Origin of the sequence: Nakamurella sp. PAMC28650 (genome assembly GCF_014303395.1) — a bacterium.
Taxonomy (GTDB): Bacteria; Actinomycetota; Actinomycetes; order Mycobacteriales; family Nakamurellaceae; genus Nakamurella.
In genome coordinates, this window is sequence record NZ_CP060298.1 from 5,167,897 (window position 1) to 5,188,302 (window position 20,406).

General features: G+C 68.3%; 16 protein-coding genes. 11 read left to right on the top strand and 5 right to left on the bottom strand.

The genetic code is table 11. The annotated features are described in order from the left end of the window. Window positions 1-5 precede the first annotated feature (5 nt). The 6 genes from glmU to H7F38_RS23405 all read left to right on the top strand — a co-directional run bounded on the left by glmU (window position 6) and on the right by H7F38_RS23405 (window position 8,135). Complete coding sequence (gene glmU / locus H7F38_RS23380) at window positions 6-1,517, top strand: bifunctional UDP-N-acetylglucosamine diphosphorylase/glucosamine-1-phosphate N-acetyltransferase GlmU (protein WP_187091995.1); 1,512 nt, start codon at window positions 6-8, stop codon at window positions 1,515-1,517. A gap of 81 nt (window positions 1,518-1,598) precedes the next feature. Next, complete coding sequence (locus H7F38_RS23385) at window positions 1,599-2,540, top strand: ribose-phosphate diphosphokinase (protein WP_370531412.1); 942 nt, start codon at window positions 1,599-1,601, stop codon at window positions 2,538-2,540. 118 nt (window positions 2,541-2,658) lie between these two features. Continuing rightward, on the top strand, window positions 2,659-4,164 hold the full coding sequence (locus tag H7F38_RS23390; RefSeq protein WP_187091997.1) for a glycerophosphodiester phosphodiesterase: 1,506 nt from the start codon (window positions 2,659-2,661) through the stop codon (window positions 4,162-4,164). A 672-nt stretch (window positions 4,165-4,836) separates the two neighbouring features. Next, on the top strand, window positions 4,837-6,198 hold the full coding sequence (locus tag H7F38_RS23395) for a DUF6421 family protein (RefSeq protein WP_370531413.1): 1,362 nt from the start codon (window positions 4,837-4,839) through the stop codon (window positions 6,196-6,198). A gap of 36 nt (window positions 6,199-6,234) precedes the next feature. Then, window positions 6,235-6,978, top strand: coding sequence for an SDR family oxidoreductase (locus H7F38_RS23400; protein WP_187091998.1), 744 nt, complete (start codon window positions 6,235-6,237; stop codon window positions 6,976-6,978). A gap of 83 nt (window positions 6,979-7,061) precedes the next feature. Further along, window positions 7,062-8,135 carry a low specificity L-threonine aldolase gene (locus tag H7F38_RS23405; protein WP_187091999.1) on the top strand — a complete coding sequence of 358 codons (1,074 nt, stop codon included), beginning with the start codon at window positions 7,062-7,064 and terminating at the stop codon, window positions 8,133-8,135. A 43-nt stretch (window positions 8,136-8,178) separates the two neighbouring features. Here the strand turns inward: H7F38_RS23405 and H7F38_RS23410 are convergent, their stop codons facing one another. Continuing rightward, window positions 8,179-8,991, bottom strand: a complete 813-nt coding sequence (locus H7F38_RS23410) for a CDP-alcohol phosphatidyltransferase family protein (RefSeq protein WP_255498150.1) — start codon at window positions 8,989-8,991, stop codon at window positions 8,179-8,181. Between the two features lie 431 nt (window positions 8,992-9,422). Here H7F38_RS23410 and H7F38_RS23415 point away from each other — a divergent pair, with 431 nt between their 5' ends. Then, window positions 9,423-10,547 carry a glycosyltransferase family 4 protein gene (locus H7F38_RS23415; protein ID WP_187092001.1) on the top strand — a complete coding sequence of 375 codons (1,125 nt, stop codon included), beginning with the start codon at window positions 9,423-9,425 and terminating at the stop codon, window positions 10,545-10,547. 10 nt (window positions 10,548-10,557) lie between these two features. Here H7F38_RS23415 and H7F38_RS23420 read toward each other — a convergent pair whose 3' ends face one another. Continuing rightward, complete coding sequence (locus H7F38_RS23420) at window positions 10,558-11,556, bottom strand: molybdopterin-dependent oxidoreductase (RefSeq protein WP_187092002.1); 999 nt, start codon at window positions 11,554-11,556, stop codon at window positions 10,558-10,560. A gap of 215 nt (window positions 11,557-11,771) precedes the next feature. On the opposite strand from H7F38_RS23420, the gene H7F38_RS23425 reads away from it, so the two are divergent. After that, window positions 11,772-12,650: a sugar phosphate isomerase/epimerase gene (locus H7F38_RS23425; RefSeq protein WP_187092003.1), complete on the top strand. Its 879-nt coding sequence runs from the start codon at window positions 11,772-11,774 to the stop codon at window positions 12,648-12,650. 50 nt (window positions 12,651-12,700) lie between these two features. Here the strand turns inward: H7F38_RS23425 and H7F38_RS23430 are convergent, their stop codons facing one another. After that, window positions 12,701-14,551, bottom strand: coding sequence for a hypothetical protein (locus tag H7F38_RS23430; RefSeq protein WP_187092004.1), 1,851 nt, complete (start codon window positions 14,549-14,551; stop codon window positions 12,701-12,703). Window positions 14,552-14,797: 246 nt separating this feature from the next. On the opposite strand from H7F38_RS23430, the gene H7F38_RS23435 reads away from it, so the two are divergent. From H7F38_RS23435 to H7F38_RS23445, 3 genes are all read left to right on the top strand, one after another. Next, a complete protein-coding gene (locus H7F38_RS23435) occupies window positions 14,798-15,055 on the top strand; it encodes a hypothetical protein (protein WP_187092005.1) in 258 nt (85 codons plus the stop codon). 64 nt (window positions 15,056-15,119) lie between these two features. Next, window positions 15,120-15,671: a DUF3558 family protein gene (locus tag H7F38_RS23440; RefSeq protein WP_187092006.1), complete on the top strand. Its 552-nt coding sequence runs from the start codon at window positions 15,120-15,122 to the stop codon at window positions 15,669-15,671. 5 nt (window positions 15,672-15,676) lie between these two features. Next, entirely contained in the window at window positions 15,677-16,240 is a 564-nt protein-coding gene (locus tag H7F38_RS23445; protein ID WP_187092007.1) for a hypothetical protein, read from the top strand. A 44-nt stretch (window positions 16,241-16,284) separates the two neighbouring features. Here the strand turns inward: H7F38_RS23445 and H7F38_RS23450 are convergent, their stop codons facing one another. Both H7F38_RS23450 and H7F38_RS23455 read right to left on the bottom strand, forming a co-directional pair. After that, window positions 16,285-19,089 carry a LuxR family transcriptional regulator gene (locus H7F38_RS23450; protein ID WP_187092008.1) on the bottom strand — a complete coding sequence of 935 codons (2,805 nt, stop codon included), beginning with the start codon at window positions 19,087-19,089 and terminating at the stop codon, window positions 16,285-16,287. Window positions 19,090-19,464: 375 nt separating this feature from the next. After that, a complete protein-coding gene (locus tag H7F38_RS23455; protein ID WP_187092009.1) occupies window positions 19,465-20,400 on the bottom strand; it encodes a TIM barrel protein in 936 nt (311 codons plus the stop codon). Window positions 20,401-20,406: the final 6 nt, after the last annotated feature.

The following is a 20,406-nucleotide window of genomic DNA, read 5'->3' on the forward strand; positions in this document are numbered from 1 at the left end:
CTTCCATGACATCCGGAGAGCACGGAGCGGTTCCGGGTCCCGCCGTGTCCGCGGTGATCGTCCTGGCGGCCGGCGCCGGAACCCGCATGCGTTCCTCGATTCCGAAGGTTCTCCATCCGATCGCCGGTCGGCCGCTGCTGTGGCACGCCCTGACCTCGGCGGCCGCGCTGCGGCCCGAGCGGCTGGTCGCGGTCATCGGCCACGGACGCGCAGAGGTCGGTCCTTACCTCACCAAAGAGCATCCTGACGTCCACCAGGTCATCCAGGACCAGCAGCTCGGCACCGGGCACGCAGTGGCCTGCGGGCTGGAGGACACCGGCGAGATCGCCGGAACCGTGCTGGTCACCTACGGCGACGTCCCGCTGCTGACCGGCCGGACCCTGGGCCTGTTGGCCGAGAACCACCAACGGACCGGCAACGCAGTCACCGTGCTGACCGCCATCGTCGAGAATCCGACGGGCTATGGACGCATCGTGCGCGATGCCGCCGGGACCATCTCCGCGATCGTGGAGCAGAAGGACGCCACCGGGGATCAACGTGCGATCAGGGAGATCAACTCGGGCGTCTACGCCTTCGACGGCGTCGTGCTGGCCGATGCGCTCCGGCGGCTCACCTCGGCCAACGCCCAGGGTGAGCGCTACCTGACCGATGTCGTCGCGATGGCCAGGGCCGACGGGCATCGGGTCGGCACCGTCCTGGCGCCGGACCCGGTCGAGACCGAAGGGGTCAACGACCGGGTGCAACTGTCCGAGATGAGCAGGGCCCTGAACGCCCGGTTGGTGCGAAGGGCGCAGCTGGACGGCGTCACCGTCATCGATCCGGCCACCACCTGGATCCACGCCGACGTCACCATCGGTCAGGACACGGTGCTCTGGCCGGGGACCTCTCTGGAGTCCGGGACCGAGGTCGGTGGCAACTGCGTGATCGGGCCGGACACCACCCTGTCGGACTGCCGGGTGGCCGACGGGGCGATGGTACTTCGCTCGCACTGCATCGGAGCGAGGATCGGTGTCGGAGCCAGCGTCGGCCCGTTCTCCTTCCTCCGGGCGGGCGTCGTCCTCGGCGACCTGGCCAAAGCGGGCGCTTTCGTCGAGATCAAGAACTCGATCGTCGGGCCCCGCGCCAAGGTTCCCCACCTGTCCTACGTGGGCGACGCGGAGATCGGCGCCGGCACCAATCTGGGGGCGGGCACGATCACCGCCAACTACGACGGCGTGCAGAAGTCCCGGACGATCATCGGCGAGAACTCCTTCATCGGGACGGATTCCACGCTGGTCGCGCCGGTCACCATCGGTGACGGGGTCTATGTCGCAGCCGGCTCGACGGTCACCGAGGACGTCGAGGCAGGGGACCTGGCGATCGCCAGGGGCCGTCAGCACACGTCGAAGGGCTGGGTGCTGCGTCAACGCGCCGGCACCGGCAGCGACCGGTCCGCCCGGGCGGCGGGTGCTCTCGAGATCAGTCGAGGTACCGCGCCCCAACTGCCCGACACCGCCGGAGCATCCGAGAACAGCTGATCCGGCCGCCCACACCGTTCTGCCCGTCTCCGAAAGGGATCTCCCCGCGTGAATGCGATCTTCACCGACACCCGCAAGAGCATGCTGCTCTTCTCCGGCCGGGGCTATCCCGAACTGGCGGACGAGGTGGCCAAGTACCTGGACGCCGAAGTCACCCCGACCTCGACCTACGACTTCGCGAACGGTGAGATCTTCGTCCGTCCCGAGATCTCCGTGCGGGGAACGGATTCCTTCATCATCCAGTCGTGTGGAGTACCCATCAACAAGTGGGTGATGGAAACGCTGATCATGATCGACGCACTCAAGCGGGCGTCGGCCAAGCGGATCACCGTCGTGCTGCCGTTCTATCCGTACGCGCGGCAGGACAAGAAGCACCGTGGGCGCGAACCGATCTCGGCGCGACTGGTGGCCGACCTGCTGAAGACCGCCGGGGCTCACCGGTTGATGACGGTCGATCTGCACACCGACCAGGTCCAGGGCTTCTTCGACGGCCCCGTCGACCATCTCTTCGCCCAGCCGTTGCTGACCGACTACATCTCCCAGAAGTACGGCACCGAACGGCTGACGGTCGTCTCTCCCGACTCCGGGCGGGTGCGCACGGCAGAACGGTGGGCCAACCGGCTGGGGGGCGTGCCGATCGCCTTCATCCACAAGACGCGCGATCCCAACCAGCCCAACCAGGTCAAGGCCAACCGGGTCGTCGGCGAGGTCGCCGGGCGCACGTGCGTCGTGGTCGACGACATGATCGACACCGGCGGAACCATCGCCAAGGCGGTCCAGGAGATCATGCACACCGGCGCAGAGCGGGTCATCGTGGCGGCCACCCACGGCGTCCTGTCCGACCCGGCCGCCGCGCGTCTGGGTGCGTGCGGAGCCGTCGAGGTCGTCCTGACGAACACACTGCCGATCCCCCCGGAGCACCACTTCCCGCAGCTCACCGTGCTGTCCATCGCACCTCTGCTGGCCCGAGCCATCCACGAGGTCTTCGAGGACGGATCGGTCACGTCGCTGTTCGAGGAGTGACCGGCATCGACCCCCTGATTGCCAGCAACCTGCTCCGAGGCTTGGCGCTGCTCACTCCACCCTCACTGCACTATCGGCACAATGAACTCGAGGCAATGGTGACGAAGATCGGGGTCTGATGGTGAAGTTGACGCGGAGAGCTGCGTTGGAAACCTTGGGTTACGGAGCGGCGGCCGGTGTCGGCCTCGGCGCTGGCCTTCTTATCGATGGGTCGTCGGCTGCGGCTGCCAAGACCACTTCTGGCGCACTCACTGTCACCAATGCCACCGTGTCCTCATGGGTCAAGACCCGCGGGTCCCGTTACTACATCGGACACAGAGGGAGCGGGGACGTCTACCCGGAACACAGCCTGGAGGGCTACCGAGCGGCGGCGGCGGCCGGGGCCCAGTGCTTGGAGGTCAGCGTCGAAATGACGTCCGATGGACAGCTCATCTGCATGCACGATGCCACCTACGACCGCACCACGACTGCCAAAGGTGTGGCTGCCGGTCTACCAGCTGCAGTGCTCCGGGGAGTTCGATTGAGCGCCCCCCAACTGGGCCCTGCATGGGCGGTCGAACCGAGGCCAGGCGTGCCGTTCCTGTCCGATGTGCTCGACGCCCTCGGCGGGAAAGTTGTCCTTTGCATCGAGGCGAAACAAGATGCTGCCTACCCCTCGATGATGGCGATGATAGAAGCTCGGGGTCTGAAGGCATCAGTTGTTGTCAAAGCCTTCTATTCCAGTGGTCGTATCCCCCAAGCGCGGGCATCAGGCTACCCGGTGTTCGCCTACTTCGGCGCCGAGAATGATCTCAGCACAGCACGTATCAACACTCTGGCCAGTCAGCTGGACCCTTCGAATGACTACATCATCCTGCCGAATAGCGGAAAGAATGGATATATTGACAGCGGCCTTGTTCGAGATGCCGTCGCCACCGGGGTGCCGGTGTGGGTTTACGCCTCACATCGCCGGGTCGACGCACAGCATTTCTTTGCCCTGGGTTGTACTGGGATCGTTGGATCCAGCTATCAATATCTTGCCACTACTGCACCGGTGGCAAGCACGGACGCGTGGTCGTTCGGAGCCATCTCGCCAGGGGAGATGACCCGCGATCCAGCTTCAGCTACCTATGCCCCGAACTGGTCGAACAACGAAATTCATCTCGGGGCACAGGGGCCACAACACTTCCTGACTTTGGGGCAGTTAGGGCCGTTGGCGAAGGCTGGCGCCGCTTACACCATCAAGTTCGAGGCATCCTGGCCGGCCCTGCCTTCGGCACTCACCGAGAACATGACCCTGGCCTTCGGACACGCCGACGATGCGTACTACCAACACCGGTCCGGACTCGGCGGTGGGTACCACGCCCTGCTGCGCGCGGACGGCCGTCTGGAGCTCTTTCGCCACGACGACGAGCGGACGGACGGAACCTCGCTGGCCGCGTCGGTCCAGAGCCCGGCGCCGACGCCCGGCCAGTGGCTCAAGTTCCAGCTGGAGGTCACGCCCACCCGCATCACCTGGTCCCGGACCGACGTCGCCGGGGCGACCGTCTCGGCCACCGACCACACCTACCGCGGCGGCTACCTGCACATCGGACGCAGCTCGACCGACGGGGTGCTCGCGTTCCGTTCTCTCTCGGTGAACTGAGAACCACCACACCGGTCGCCCCGTCCTTCGCCCGGATATCTCTGCCTTGCCCTGCGTTGACCGGATAACTTCCTGTCTGTAGTCTCAAAGACAGGAAAATCTAACGCAGGAGAGGTGATCATGACACAATTTCCACGTGTGTGGCTGGGCAACGACAAGACCTGGGCGAAGAACGGGTTCTCGCCGGAGGATGTCCTGACGCATCGCGGATACGCCGTGGTCGCCACTTCGGCTGAAGCGGATGTGCTGGTGCTGAACGGATCTCCGTTCGACGAGGACATCTCGCGGGCCGTGGCCGGCGGTGCCGGAGTGGTGGTCGTCCTCACCGCAGAGACGTCGACGCACCCGTCGCTGGGCGACATCTCCTGGACCCCCGTGCAGGGACCGGCGGTCCGTGGACTGGCCGCCGCGGTGCACGAACCCACCACCGCCGGGCTGCACCCGCAGGACCCGGCCGAACGGTCTGCCCTCACCCAGGACCTGCTGGCGAGGGTGGACACCGACCTGCTGTCCGCCACCGTCACGCTCGGTCTCGCCGATTCGGCAACGGCCATGATCCGTCTTCCGGGGACGTCCCGCCGTCCGGGCGCACCGGTCGCCGCGACAAGCCTGATCGGAGATTCCCGGGCGGTGTTCCTGGGCGTGGCCATGGATCCGTTCTCAGGGGACCTGCTGTTCAACGCGGTGACCTACGCCGCACGCAGCGCGGTACCGGTCACCCACCAGTACCGTGACCCGATCTCGCGGCATCCGGCGTGGCTCCGGCTGAAGGAGGCCGTCACCGCCTTCCGTCCGTTGCAGAGCACGGACGGTTCGGTCGAGCACGATCACGCCGTGGCCGGTGAACTCGTCCAACGGATCGTCGCCGGGATCGAGGAGATCGCGCCGGAGTTCCCGCACGATTCCGACTACCTGGCCGCCTGCGTCAAAGACCTGACCAGTTGGGCTGAAGCAGGTTTCACAGTTCCCGACTTCCTCGACTCGCTCATGGCCTTCCACCCGGAGGCCGATCGGGTCGACGGACGAAAGCACCTGGTGCTCTTCCCGATGTACACCCAGAACGGAAACCCGGACCGCAACCTCGAGGCCGTCCTGATCGAGGTCATCTGGCCGGAGTTCATCGACGAGCTCGAAGCGGGCGACTACTCGAACAAGCTCTTCGTACCGATCCGTTTCCTGGACTTCACCCCGGGCTACGACACCAACTCGGCCGTCCTGTTCCCGGAGACGGTCGCGATGCGCGAGGTGCCGAAGTTCAGCTGGGGCGCAATTTTTGCGGACCGCGAGGCGGCCCGGTTCCGAGCCGTGGTCACCGCAGCCGCCGACATCACCCGCCTGGCCCTGCCGCCGGACGCCGCGCGCCTTTTGGCCGACCAGGAGCTGGCCGAGCAGACCTTCGTCCTGTGGGATCTGATCCACGACCGCACCCACATGCACGGGGATCTGCCGTTCGACCCGTTCATGATCAAGCAGCGGATGCCCTTCTTCCTCTACACCCTGGAGGAGTTGCGCTGCGATCTGACCGCGTACCGCGAGTCCGTACTGCTCGAGCAGCAGGGTGTCCCGCAGGCACGCCTCGTGCAGTACGCGATCCTGTTCGACCGCATCTTCCGGTTCGCCATCACCGGTAGCCGGGTCCGCAACTACGACGGTCTCGGTGGTCAGCTGCTCTTCGCCTGGCTGCACCAGCACCGCGTACTGCACTGGACCGACAACCGGCTGACCATCGAATGGGCCGCAGTCACCGAGCCGATCCTGGAGCTCGGACGCCAGATCGAGCACCTGTACTGGCAGTCGATCGACCGGTCCAAGACCGCGCACTGGTTGGCGGCCTACCGATTGGTGTCGGCCACCGTTGCCCCCAGCCCGATGTCGACCTGGGCCAAGGGACCCGGGGCCCTGCCGCTGGACGGCCCACCGAAGGGCCTGACGGATGCTGTTCTGCCCGATGAATTCCCGTTGTCCATGTTCTACGAGGCACTCGATCGCAAGCTATCCCCCGTGGTGAGCGCGACGGCGGGAATTACGGGATGATCTGTCGATGAGCGTGCCTGGAATGACGAGGCCCCGATGACGAGGCGGCCGGCCGGCGAACTGACCGGCCTGGTCGTGGTGGTGACCGGGTCGACCGGAGCCGCCGGCCGCGCCACCGTGCAGGCGCTGGCCCAGGCCGGGGCCGAGGTGGTCGCCGTCGGCCGCGAGGAGCATCGGCTGGCATCGCTGTTCGAAGGGCTCGAGGGCGTGCACCCGCAGGTCGCCGAGCTCGCCGACGGTCCGCATTGCGAGGCCCTGGCCGAACGGATCCGTCGGCGGCACCACCGGATCGACGGCCTGGTCCACCTGGTCGGGGGATGGCGGGGGGCTCCGAGATTCACCGCGAACACCGACGAGGACTGGGCGTTCCTGACGCACACCCTGATGGACAGCCTGCGCCACGTCACGATGGCGTTCCACGACGACCTCGCGGCCTCGTCGGACGGTCGGATGGCGATCGTCTCCGCGACGGCCGTCGAGTCCCCCACGCCCGGTGGCGCCAGCTACGCGGCGGTGAAGGCGGCCACCGAGGCCTGGATGCTCTCGATGGCCGAATCGTTCCGCCGCCTCCAGTCCCAGGCCAAGGTCGACCCGGTGCCGCAGCACTCTGCCGCCACCACCCTGGTCATCAAGGCTCTGGTCGATCAGGGTATGCGAGACGCGAGCCCTGACAAGACGTTTGCCGGCTTCACCGACGTGCGGGACCTGGCCGCCCGGGTCGTCGACCTCTTCACCGAGGAAGCCGCCGACATCAACGGGGCCCGCATCTCGCTGATCTGACGCGCTGTCGGCTGGGATCCCGCCTTTCCTGCAGGTTGATCCATCCGGGGCAGCGGACGAAACCCTCCACCAACACTGGGACAATGGACTGCGTGAACAGACTCCATGACGTGACCCAACGAGGCTTCGCCTCGGACAACTATGCCGGGGTGCACCCGGAGGTGCTCGCCGCGATCGGCGAGGCCAACGGCGGCCATCAGGTCGCCTACGGCGAGGACCTCTACACCGAGCATCTGCAGACCGTGATGGCCGGGCATTTCGGACCAGGGGTGCAGGCGTTCCCGGTGTTCAACGGTACGGGCGCGAATGTCCTTTCCCTGCAGTCGGTCCTTCCCCGCTGGGGGGCCGTCGTGTGCGCCGAGACGGCACACATCAACACCGATGAGAACGCTGCCCCGGAGCGGGTGGGTGGGTTGAAGCTGCTCACCGTGCCGACCACCGACGGCAAGTTGACGCCGGACCTGATCGACCGTCAGGCCTGGGGGTGGGGTGACGAGCACCGCGCCCAGCCACTGGCGGTGTCCATCACCCAGACCACCGAGCTCGGCACGGCCTACACGGTCGCGGAGATCTCGGCGATCGCCGAGCACGCGCACAGCAAAGGCATGTTGCTGCACGTCGACGGAGCCCGGATCGCCAATGCCGCTGCGTCTCTCGATGTACCCCTGGCCGCATTCACCTCGGACGCGGGCGTCGATCTGCTCTCCTTCGGAGGCACCAAGAACGGGCTGATGTACGGGGAGGTGGTCGTCGTCATGCGTCCGCAGGAACATGCTGCGGCGGCGGCATTGCCCTTCCTGCGCAAGATGAACATGCAACTGGCCAGCAAGATGCGATTCGTCTCGGCCCAGCTGATCGCGTTGCTGGAGGGCGACCTCTGGCTCCGGTCGGCCCAGCATGCGAACGCCATGGCGGCCCGCCTCGCCACGGCGGTGAGGGGCCTCGACGGAGTACAGATCACCCAGGCCACCCAGGCCAACGCGGTCTTCGCCATTCTGGATCCGGTAGTGGCCAACCAGTTGCGCGAGGCGTTCCGGTTCTACGACTGGAACCCGGCGACCGGCGAGGTCAGGTGGATGTGTGCGTTCGACACCACCGAGGCGGACGTCGACGCCTTCGCCGGTGAGCTCCAGCGGTTGCTGAAGCAGGCGGCCTGACGATGCCGAGCAAGGACCGTCATCTGCCGCGGTCGGTCCTTGCTCAGTCCAGGGCCTTCATGTCGCGGAACCACTTGACCGCGGCCAACGCCATGAAGCCGGCCGACGCCGCGAACAGCACTGCATAGACCCAGAAGAAGACCTGGGGTGCCGCCAGCAGGATGAACACCACGCACAGCAGTCCGTAGTCGGTGGGGATGACCAGAAGCGACCGGACGAGGGATGTTCCGCCCCGGTCAAGGCCTTTGCCCGTTCTGGATTCGTACTGACGCCGCAACTGATCGTTCAGGATCATGCCGAAGAACATCACCGCGGCGACCACGGTGAAGCCGATCGGGATCAGCAGCGCGGCGCGCGGCACCTGGATGAAACGGTAGGCGCTGATCAGCACGGCCAGGTGCAGACTCGAGATCTTGGTGGCGTCGACCATGTGATCGAGCCACTCGCCGGACGGCCTGCCGCCGCCCTGCAGGCGAGCGAGCTGTCCGTCTGCGGCATCGAATGCGTAGCCAAGGACCAAGCAGAGGAAGACCAGGATGCCCAGCCACCAACTCGGCCGGACGACTGCGATCAGCGCGACGCCGGCAAATGAGAAAAGGGCGCTGATCGCGGTCACCATGTTGGGGGTCAGCCGAAGCCGGAAAGCCTCCGCGGCAATCAGTCGACCGAGGCGGCGATTCACGAAGCGTGAATAGGCGGGCGCCCCTTTGGACGGCTTCTGGGCGGCGGCCAACGCTCGGACGATTTCCCGGTAGGACGACCGGGGAGTTGGACCGGAGGCCACTTTTGCGTCGACATCGGGCAACGGCCGGGAGGCGTCGCCTGCTCGCGTCGTCAGGTCGTTGGACGTGGTCACCGGCTCAGACCTCCCAGCTGGGGAGAAGGTCAAGACTCGTCCACCGCTGCATGCTGTTTCGGGTTCTGCCACACCACACGTCGATGCACCCTGTCCATTCGTTACAACAAGTAGCCAGTCATCGCGCCAACGTTGGACAGACATCCCGGGCCAGGCCTCGGCGTGGCCACAACAATCTAACACTGCGTGGTTTCTACTGGGCGGATCAGGTGAATGCGTCTGGAATTTCACACCATCGGGTGAAAATACTTACTGAAAGCGACGGCATCTGTGCGACGCGTCAGGTCAAATGGCACTTTGCTCGGTCATTTACTCTCCCCAGGCGCGGCGCCGTCGAACCCCGGCCGGCCCCGATGAGACACTGCGGGGGCAGCGGCCACGACTCGGCCCACCCGGCGCGAGGACACAGAACGCAAGGACACCCCCACGCGATGACCCGACCTCAGCGGCTGATCTTCCTGCATTCGTCCGACGAGCTCTACGGCGCGGACCGAATGCTGCTGGAGATGGTCGCCGCAGCCGGGGTGGACACCGACGTCGAGGTCTGGTTGCCGAACGACCTGGCCCACCCCGCCACCCCGCTCTGCCAGGAGTTGGCGGCGCGCAACGTGCCGGTCCGTCATCTTGCGTTGCCCGTCATGCGGCGCGCGTATCAGAATCCTCGAGGTCTGGCCGTCCTGGCGATGAAGTCGTTGCGCCTGGTGGGCTTGCTCAGATCGGCCCGGCCAGACGCGGTGTATTGCACGACCAGCGCCGTGCTGCTGGCCGCGCCGGTGGCCAGGCTGGCCAGGGTTCCGCACGTCGTCGGGCACTTCCAGGAGATCTGGTCGCGCTCGGATCGGACCATCATCGGCCTGCCGGCGCGGGCGTGCCACTCCCTGCTGTCGATCTCGGAGGCCGTCAGTCGGTCGCTGCCCAGGAGCGTGCGCAGTCGCACGGTGGTCGTACCCAACGGCACACCGGAGCCGTTGCGGATGGTGCCGCTGACCGGTCGATCCGGAGCGCTCATCTTCCTGGTGGCCAGTCGCTGGAACGCTTGGAAGGGCCATCAGACCCTGCTGGCCGCCTGGGATCTCGCCGGCTCCCCCGGTCGACTCGTGGTGCTGGGGGGCGCCCCACCCAGCGGAGAGTCCGTCGACGTGGTAGCCGTCGCGACCGCACTGGAGCGACCCGAGTCGGTCTCGATCGTCGGGGAGGTCACCGACCCGTCCGGCTACATCGAGGCGGCCGACGTCGTCATCATGCCGTCGGACGCTCCTGAACCCTTCGGATTGGTGGCCATCGAAGCCTTCGCCAGAGGGCGACCGGTGATCGCGAGCGCCGCCGGCGGCCTCCTGGACATCGTCTCCGACGGTACGGACGGCTGGCTCTTCCCTCCGGGCGACGCAGCGGCACTGGCCGGCGTCCTGTCCTCGTTGACGCGGGAGTCGGTCGTTTCCGCCGGAGCTCAGGGCCGCCGCACGTATGAGGCCCGATTCACGGTCGAACGTTTCGCCCAGGCCTGGCGGGCGGCCGTATTCTCAGGCTGGCAGGTCGAAAAGGCCTCCACCGACTGAGAAGTCGGCCTCACTGCAACGGCACCGGCGACTCCAGCCACCACGGCCGCTGGTCGTGATCGACTCGCACGACCCACTTCACCCAGTGGAAGCCGCGCCGGCCCGGCACGACCAGCCGGACCGGGGCACCGTGCCCGGGCGAGAGGACCGAGCCGCCCACGGCCACAGCGAGCAGCAGGTCGTCGGTCAACGGAAGCCGCCGCGAGTATCCGGTCGCGCTCGTCACCTCCACGCTGCCGGTGGCGCCGTCCGGCAGCAGACGTCGGAGCCGCACGCCGGTCCAGGCCTGCTCGGCCCACCAGCCGCCGGTGCAGTCGATGATCGCCGTGACCGTGTCGCCGTAGGCGGCCAACTCGGGCAGTGTCAAGTCCTTCGAGGTGCCGGACGAGGTCAGCGTCAGGCGGAAGGTGCCCTGATCGATCGACGGAACGGCGTCCAGCAGCCAGGAGGTGTTCGGCATCGCGGCCGGGTCACCGGACCCGGTCTGGTAGGAGCCGGTCGACCGCCGCCGGGCACCGGGAAGGTCGAGCAGGTGGGCCGTCCCCTCGATGGCCGCGTACAGACCGCCGGCCGCGGCCACCAGAAGGCCGCCGCGCAACGCGAAGCGTCTGGACAGGTCGACGACCCGTGGTCGGGTATGCCGCCGCCGGACGTGCAGGGCGGCGGGCACCAGCGCGACCAGCGCCGCGCCGACATGCACCTGGAGCGCAGTGATCCCGAAGGCGGAGACCAGCAGCCCGGTGCTGTGGGCCAGACCGGTCAGCAGCGCCACCACGACGGCCAGCGCCAGCAGCAGGGACGTCAACCGGCCCGCCCGACGACGACGCAGGCCACGTCTGGCGATGGTGGATTTCCAGGGCACCAGCAGCAACAGCATCATTCCGACGACGCCGTGCGCGATCACCACCAGGCTGATCGGCCCGCTGCCCACCAGGAAGGTCACCGCGCCGGTAAGGACGGCCAGCGGTAGAAGTGCCAGGAGCGCGAGGTTGGTGCGGCGCCCGGCCATCACCCGACGATACGGGGACGTCGGACTGGGCTCTGATTTGTCTAGACATCCTGTTGACAGCCAAGTCATCGAACCGTCAGAGTAGGGGTGCGCCCGGCGGTCACCCGGCTCCCCGTCCATCCCCCTCAACGAAGAGGTTCCATGCGAATCGAACTCGGTGTCGACAGATCCGCCCCGTCCCCCCTCCTCGGCGGATCTCGCCGGGACCGCATCTGATGACCGCCATGGACCGCATCGGGGCCGCGCCGATCTCCTGGGGGGTGTGCGAGGTACCGGGGTGGGGATACCAGCTGCCACCGGATCTCGTCCTGACCCAGATGCGCGAACTCGGGATCACCGCCACCGAGTTCGGACCGGACACCTTCCTGCCGGCCGATCCGGCCGCGAAGGTGACAACCCTTGCTGCACACGGCCTGCACGCCGTCGGTGGGTTCGTACCGGTACTGCTGCACGAATCGTCCCACGATCCGCTGCCGGGTCTGGAGCGCGAACTGGACGCCTTCGTCGCGGCCGGGGCGGGCACCCTGGTGCTGGCCGCCTCGACCGGGGTGGACGGCTACGACGACCGCCCCGACCTCGACGAAGCGGGATGGCGGCGACTGCTGCACAACCTGGACCGTCTCGCGGCGGCCGCCACTGCGCGGGGCGTCGTCCCGACCCTGCACCCGCACGTGGGCACCATGATCGAGAAGCCGGCCGAGGTCGATCGGGTGCTCGGTGGTTCCGGCATCGCCCTGACCCTGGACACCGGGCACCTGATGATCGGCGGCAACGACGTGGTCTCCCTCGCCGCGTCGGCGCCCGACCGCATCGCCCACACCCATCTCAAGGACGTCAGAGCCGACCTGGCCCAACGGGTGCAACGGGGCGAGATCACCTACACCGAGGCGGTCGCAGCCGGTCTGTACGTGCCGCTCGGTACCGGAGACGTCGATCTCCTGGGCATCCTGGGCATCCTGGAGAACGCCGGTTACGCAGGCTGGTACGTGATGGAGCAGGACACCATCTTGTCCGGACCAGAGCAGGCCGTCGACGCCCTGGCCGACGTGGCCGCCTCGCTCGCCTTCCTGACGGGCGCACTGATCCCGGCCTGACCCGCGCCTGGTCGGGCGCAGGGGCTGCTCAACGGCGGCTCAGCGGCGGCTCAGTGGCACGAGGCGGTGTCGGGTTGGGTCGCTGATTTGTCCACGATGCTCTGGTAGGGACCGGTGATGCCGCCGCTGGCTGCGATCGGCGGCGCGCCGAACGTGGTGAGGAAGAAGTTCACCAGCTTGGCGACCGGCGTGGGAATCTGGTACCCGATCCCGTAGCCGAGTTGGGCGTTGATGGCCGCAAGCCGGCAGGGAACCGCGGCTTCCGAGGAGGCCGCTGTCACCCCGATCCGCACGACCAGGGAGAGCCAGGCCCCGGCGGAGAATCCGAGGAGCCCGAGCCCGACCGTCAATTTCGCCTGGTACCCGAATTCCAACGCGACCGGGGCGATGCCCACGGCTTGGATCGAGTCCAGCAAGGAGGTCTGGGTGGCGAAGTTGTCGGCGTTGGTGACGGTCTGGGTGAGGCCGTGGATCCCGAAACCCAGTGTCCCACCGAACGAGTAGTCGCCGGTGGCGCTGATCGACCCAGGTGAGGCGAACGCGGTGGACAGGCTGAAGGTCTGCTCCACCCGGGCCGTCAGCGGCAACGCGAATCCGCCGATCGGCACCGTGAACGCCACCGGCACCTGCACTCGCTGCCGGGCCACGTTGCCTTTGACCCCGGCGGTGGAGGCCGCGTTGAACTGGATCCCGATGCCGGCAGCGCCGTGCAGTTCGATTGCTGCTTCGGTGACCTTTCCGCCTGCGATGTGCAGGCGGAAGGCCACCGACGGGGCGCTCAGGTGCAGGGTGAGAGTCGCCGAGACCCGCATTCCGGCGTGGTCGTACGACAGCTTGACACCGGCTCCCCCGGCGCAGCAGAACGACGTCAGGGCGTAGGCCCCGACGTCGTCGGTGGCTGGAGTGCTCACCGGTAGCGGGAGAACACCGGACCCGGGGACCGCCGGCGCCGGCAGTCGGTCCGCTGCGATCGCCGCTGCGTGGTGCGCCCCCGTGAAATCAGCCGGCTCGACGGCTGCGCCGAACTCGACGGTGGGCAACCGGAAGCCACCGGGCTCGGTGGCCGGTGTGACCTGGCCGGACCCGGCCGGCGGGCTGGTGGACGGAGCGGTGGTGAACGGAGCGCTGACGGACAGAGCGCTGACGGACGGAGCGCTGACGGACGGAGCGCTGACGGACGGAGCGGTGGTATCCGGAGCGGTTCCGGGTGCCGGTACCGATCCCGGCGCGACCGACGGCCCGGGCGCGACCCCGCCCGAGGAGACAACCGACGACCCGGCGGCGGATACCGGCGTCGGAGCCGCAGCAGAGTCCGTCGGCGTCACGGCCGGGTTCTCGTCGGTGCTGGACAGCAGTCCCGGCCGGGTGGGCGTGGCATAGGCCAGGGCAGAATCCAAGGGCACCGGAGCGGTGGAGTCGAAATTGCCGTCGCGCACCACATCGGTGATGTCCACCGGACCGAGCACGACCTGCCGGTTGCCGCCGACCGTGGTGACGGCCAGGATGCGCCCGGCGCCCAGACCGCTGGCGAGCATGACCTTTCCGGGCTGAAGGTCTGCGACATGGGCAGCGGTTCCCTTGATCGTCCAGATCATCCCGTCGGCGCTGACCGATTCCACCGCCGATGCCCCGCCCCCGACCAATACGACGTCCCTCTGATAGGCGATCGAGGCGTCCGACTTCGGGCTGGCACCGTAGGCCAGCTCCGCTGCCGCGAGGGTGGCGGCGGCCGGAGCGGTGGCGGCCGACCTCGGCGGGACGGCCGACACGGCTGCGGTGGGGACGCCGCCCGTGGTACATCCGGCGAGCAGCGAAGCGGTCAGCACGACGGCCGCCCAGCAGCACTTGCTGCCTGTTGTCGGCCGGGGGACGTTCGACGCGGGAGCCTTGAGGTAGGGCATGTGGAACCTCACTGTGAACGAAGCTTTGAGTGACCCGAAACCGTTGGTGCGACAGGTCTGCCGAGGACGAAGATGCCCGGACGACGAACGCTAGCGCCGCACGCACGCCGGCCGTACCCGTAGGACTACGCGGACGCCACCCGTTTGTTCCGTCCCCGGCCCTGCGCAGCTGCCGGCCGAGATCCACGTAACGGCCCCGTAGTTCTACGGGTACCCCACCCGCGACCCGGGCCTAGTTTTCTCGGCATGGGCATCTTCGTGATTCAGCATCCGGCACCCATTGCCGACGTTGGAACGCTGGACGGCCTCATCGCCGCGGTGCGTGCGGCGGCGAATTCGATGACTGCCGCCGGATGCCCGGTGCTGATGCTGCACGCCCTGTACGTTCCGGCCGACCAGACCTGCCTCAGCGTCGTCGATGCGGACGACGCCGCGACCGTCCTCGAGGCCCTGCGTCGCGCCGGGTCGACCACGGCCCGGATCCTGCCCGCGCGCTCGCTATGACGCCGCACGCCCCCCGGCCCGGCGTGATCACCCCTTCTGCACCATCACCGACGACGGAGCTGCCATGACCACCACCCGGATCTCGATCCTCGACGCTGCGCTCGTCGGAGCCTGTTGCCTGCTGATCGGCGGCTGCAGCACATCGCCGGTCGGCACCGCAGCCCCGCCGCCGGCGAGCAACGGGCCCGCGCCGGTCGCCGCGGGCGCCGCATCGGCAGCCATTGTTGCAGCCCCCGCCACCGGGAAGCCCTGCTCCTGGCTGACCCAGAAGGAGGTGGACGCTGCCACCGGGGAACCCCTCGGAGCGGGCGCACCGACGATGGCCAACGATTGTTCCTGGGGCACCAAGGACTTCGCTGCCGGCGTCGACGTCACCTTCGGTGATTGGGACGCCAACATCGCGACTTTCCGGGCCAGCGGAAAGCCCCCGTCCCCGATCGACGGCATCGGTGACGAAGCCCTCGTGCGCACCGATGCCGCCGGGTCCTTCCTCTACTTCCGCAAGGGGAGCACGGCGTACTCGATCAACATTCACGGGCCGCGCGTCGACGGGCTTGCCGACAAAGGCCTGTCCCAGGAAAAAATTCTCGCGGCCGCCCTGCTCGGCCGGGTGTGATCGTCATGAGGCTGAACTCGATGGCCATCGTGCCCGCCCTGGGTCTCGTCCTGTGGATCGGGGCCTGCAGCAGCAGTCCGCCGACCGCCCTACCCGTAACTCCGGCCGCCGCGCCGTCCGCCCCCGCTGCTGCGGCGGGTGGATCCGACCGCACGGCCACCGCGTCGAGCGTCGACACCGCGGCGGCCGGCTCGGCCTGTCGCCTCCTGACCCTGCCGGAGGTGTCGACCGCCACCGGCCGGACGATGGTGGTGATCGCCGATGGTGGGGCGACCGGGATGTGCGTCTTCGCCGCCGCCACCGATCCCAGCAACGTGCTGTACCTGCAGGTGCGCACGGACCCGTCCGACATCAGCGGCCTCAAGCAGCAACTCGAAGCTCTGAGCACGCATGTACCCGGGCTGGGCGACGACGCCTTCTGGAACGCCACGGCCGGCGAGGTTTTCGTGCAGAAGGGCGCGCGTGCGTTCAGCGTCATCCTGCCCTCCCTGGCCAACCTCACCAGTACTCCGGATGCGGTCAGGAGCCGGATGGTCGCGCTTGCCCGGTCCGTCCTGTCGCGGTGGTGACCGCGCCAGACCGGGAACCGTCCGCGTCGTCCGCACCCGCTGGTTCAGGGCACTCGATGGGCCAACTGCGAGCGCCCGCGGATGGCCAGCTTCCGGTAGACCACCGCGAGATGACCTTCCACCGTCCTGGTGCTGACGAACAGTTCTGCTGCGATCTCCCGGTTGTTGCGGCCGGCACCGGCCAACATGGCCACCTTCTCCTCGGTGGCGGTGAGCACCGCTCCCGCGCGCGGCCCGTCGATCCGCGCCAGTTCGGCCTCGGCGATCCGCATCCAGGGGACCGCGCCGATGGCGGTGAACTGGTCTGCCGCCGATCGGAGATTGCTTCTGGCCGAGGACTTGTCACGTTGGCGGCGCTGCACCTGCCCGAGCGCCAGCAGACTGCGCGGGAGCTCGAGCACCAGCGGCGACCGGCGGTGCGTCGTCACCGCACGGTCCAACGAGGTCGCTGCGGCGTCCAGATCGCCGTTCGCCGCCTGGACGAGACCCTGCAATCGGTGGCCGACTCCGATCAGGGTCGGGCGGTCCAGGCGCTCCCCCAGCTTTCGCTGCTCGGCCGCGAGAGCTGCGGCCCGGTCCAATTGGCCGGCCACGACCAGGGCCTGACCGAGGTCGGCCTCCAGGCGTTGCCGTCGGCCGGGCTCCTGGATCCGCAGGGCGGCCGAAGCCTGCCACGCGCGTTCGAACTGGGCGAGGGCCGCTCCGTTCTGACCGTCCAACAGGTCGGCCAGACCCAGCACATGCCGGTAGGCGACGGTCTTCTTCGTCGGGTCACGGTCGTCCGGGGCGAGTTGTCCGGAGATCAGGTCCCTGGCCCGGTCGGCGCGTCCGGTGAGGATCTCGGACAGGGCGGCGGCACAGTACAAGGTCGCCGGGGCCACCCCGCCGCTCGCGGCGATCTGGTCGAAGCCGTCGGCGGCCAACTCCTGGGCCTGCCCGTAGCGCCCGGCCCAGTACTCGGTGAGTGCCAGATGCCCGAGCAGAGCAGCGAGTGACCCGTCGTCGCCCTCGCTACGAGCCGTCGCCAGCGCGCGGACCAGGTGGGCGCGAGCGCCGTCCAGATCGTCGACGAGTTTGAGCTGGTAGCCGCGGATGCTGCTGACCCGGTTCAGGACGGAGATCGCCCGGGGCTGCGCCGCCCGGTGAAGCGTTTCCGCCGCTTCGGCCCGGTCCAGCAGGTCCACCGCCATGCCCTGGCCGCAATCCAGATGATCCTCGGCAAGGTAGACCAGTGCCATCGACAGGGCCCCAGGGTCCGAGCCGGCCAGTCCGTCGAACAGGCGGATCGACTCCCCGGCCAGATCCGCCCTGGTCGATCCGGCCCCGTCACCGACGTCCGCGGCGCAGGCGAGCGCAACGGCACGGCACCGTAGGTCTCCTGGAAACCCGTCCAGCACGGTCCGCACCACGGCCTGAGCGGCGTGCTGACCGCGGACCCAGTAGGTCGACTCGACCAGGATGGGCAGCAGACCCGGCCATTCGCCGACGTCGGGCCGATCAACGGCGAGGTCCTCGGCCCGCTCGCAGGCGCGCACGAGATCGCCTGCTGCAAAATGCAACTCGGCCGTGATCAGCCCCCGACGGAAGCGGTCGGCCCGGTCCGCCGGCGGGGTCGAGGCGACGGCCAGCTCGGCCAGCTCGGCGGCGGTGTGGACGGCGCCGCGTGACCAGGCCGACAGTGCGCCGGCTTCCAACGACCTGGCCATGTCGGCATCGGGTTCGCCGTCGGTGGCCAGGGCCAGATGCCGGGCTCTCTGTTCAGGGTCGGCGGTGATCTCGGCGAGCCGCCGATGTAGCCGCCGGCGCTGTCCCGGCGGCAATGACCGGATCGCCTGCGATCCCAGCAGCGGATGTGACATCCTCAGTCTGCCGGCGGCTTCGATGATCAGCCCGGCCGCGACGGCGCCGTCGATGGCGGCTTCGGGGTCGGCGACGACCCCGGCCAACGCCCGTCCGGCCGAACGGCAGGTCGGCCTGGACAGCGCCGCGACCACCAGCACCACCGCCCGCACGGCGCCACTCTCCCGGCCCAGCCGCCGATCGAGCAGTTCGGTCAAGGTGTCGGGGACCGACAAGTCCTCCTCCGAGCGCGCCTCTCCGGCGAGTGCCGCCAATGCGGCCCGGCCGAGTTCGGTGGCCCAGTAGGGGTTCCCGCCCGAGGCAAGAACCATTTCGCGGAGTGCGCCGGGCGTCGACCGGTTCCCCAGCTGATGGCGGAGCAGGTCGCCGACCGCCGCCGCGGGCAGGGCGCCCAGCGTCACCACCTGGCTCCGCCGACCGGCCAGCGCCTCGCTCACCGTCACTCCGGGGGCGTCGCCCTCGAGCACGGCATCCGGGTCGCCGGTGCGTCTGGTGACCAGGACCCACACCATCTCGGCGCGCAGACGTCGCAGCGCATAGCCCAGGACGTCGGCGGTGGCCCGATCCAGCCATTGCACATCGTCGAGGGCGACGACGATCTGCCGGTCTTCGGACAACAGCCGCAGGGCGGCCAGAACGGCGGCGCCGATCTCCCGCTCGGAGGCCGGGGGGCCGCTCGCGACCCGGCGCAGCAGGGCGACCTCGAGGACGGCCCGTTGCGGTGGATTTAGCCGGGGCAGCACCTCATCGGCGACCGGCTCCAGCAGGTCACCCAGACCGGCGAAGGACATCCTGGCTTCTGCCTGCGCCGGACGCACCCCGAGGACCAGCATGGATCGGGCCAGGGCCAGGGACACTCCGGCGGCCCAGAGGGTGGACTTCCCCATCCCCGCTTCACCCAGGATGGCCAGGCCGCCGGGTTGAGCATCAGCATGCAGGAAGATATGCAGAATTCCCTCTTCGTCCGACCGTCCGAAGATCGTTGGCATTGGATCATCGAAATGCACGCCTTCACGACCTCATCCACGGCTGTGTGGCCCGGCGGCCCTGAGTCGTCCTCGACATGGTGCTTGCGCCCGTCGGCGGCGGGCTGAGATGACATAGAGGCTAGCGGATCGGCCACCGGCCGGGGTACTTCTGGCCACTGTCCGTTGGCGCCGCCCCAAGTACTGAGCCTACGATTGACCCTGGCGCCATTTCGGCGAACACGCCGTCGTGCCCGAGCCGCGGACAACAGCCGGCCGCGCTCATGAACCGGTCGACTCGCGTCACTCGGGTCCCATCATCGCGACGTTGATGAGCGCCGCCGAAGTTGATCAGCGCGCCCCCTTCGCCACCTCCTCGACGGCACCGGCTCAGCGGCCTCAGTAGGGCCAGCGCCGGATCGGGCCGAGGCCAAGGGCCGTGAAGTACCCGGCCGCTCTGGCCTGGATCGCGAGCGGGATATTCGCAGCCACCGGATAGAGGTCCTGCTCGATGACGGCGAAGATCTCCCGGTCGAGGCCGGCCAGCGCCTCCAGCAGGGAAGGCACATCCGGCACGCCGTAGGGCGGCTCGACCATGATGCCCAACGGGACGGCCTCGGCGAGCGAGAGCTTCTCCGCGCGAACACGTTCCCGGACGACGGGGTCGACGAGCTTGATGTGGACGTACGTCATCCGCTCGCCGAATCGTTCGATCAGTTCGAGGTTGTCGCCGTCGCAGTACGCCACGTGACCGGTGTCCAGGCAGAGGTTGACGAAGGCCGGATCGGTGTCCTGCAGGAACCGCTCGATCCGGTCCTGGGTGTCGACGTGGGTGTCGGCGTGCGGGTGGAAGACCAGCTCCACGCCGAACTCCTCGAAGAGGATCTTTCCCAGGGCGTCGGTGCCGGAGATCAGGTTCGACCACTGCTCCGGGTCGATGTCCTCGGACTGCGTCGCGGCCCCGGTGTGCATGTCGGTGTACTGCTCCGGCAGGTGGACCAGGAATTTCGCGTCGACCTCGGTGAGCAGGCGGGCCTCCCGGCTGAAGTCGGTGATCGCCTTGTCCAGCGCCTCCTTCCCCTTGTGCAGCCCGGCGAACACCGTTCCGCCGGACACCTTCAGGCCGCGCTGGGCGAGCTCGTCCCGCAGCTGGGCCGGGTCCTGCGGCAGGAAGCCCTGCGGGCCGAGTTCGGTCCAGAGGTAGCCGGCGTTGGCGACGTCGTCCAGGTACTGCTTCCAGCTCACTTGGTGATCGTCGAGGGGGAACCACACCCCCCAGGAATCCGGCGCGTTGCCCAGGGTGAGCCGGGAGAAATCCGTCTTGCTGGTCGTCATGATGGG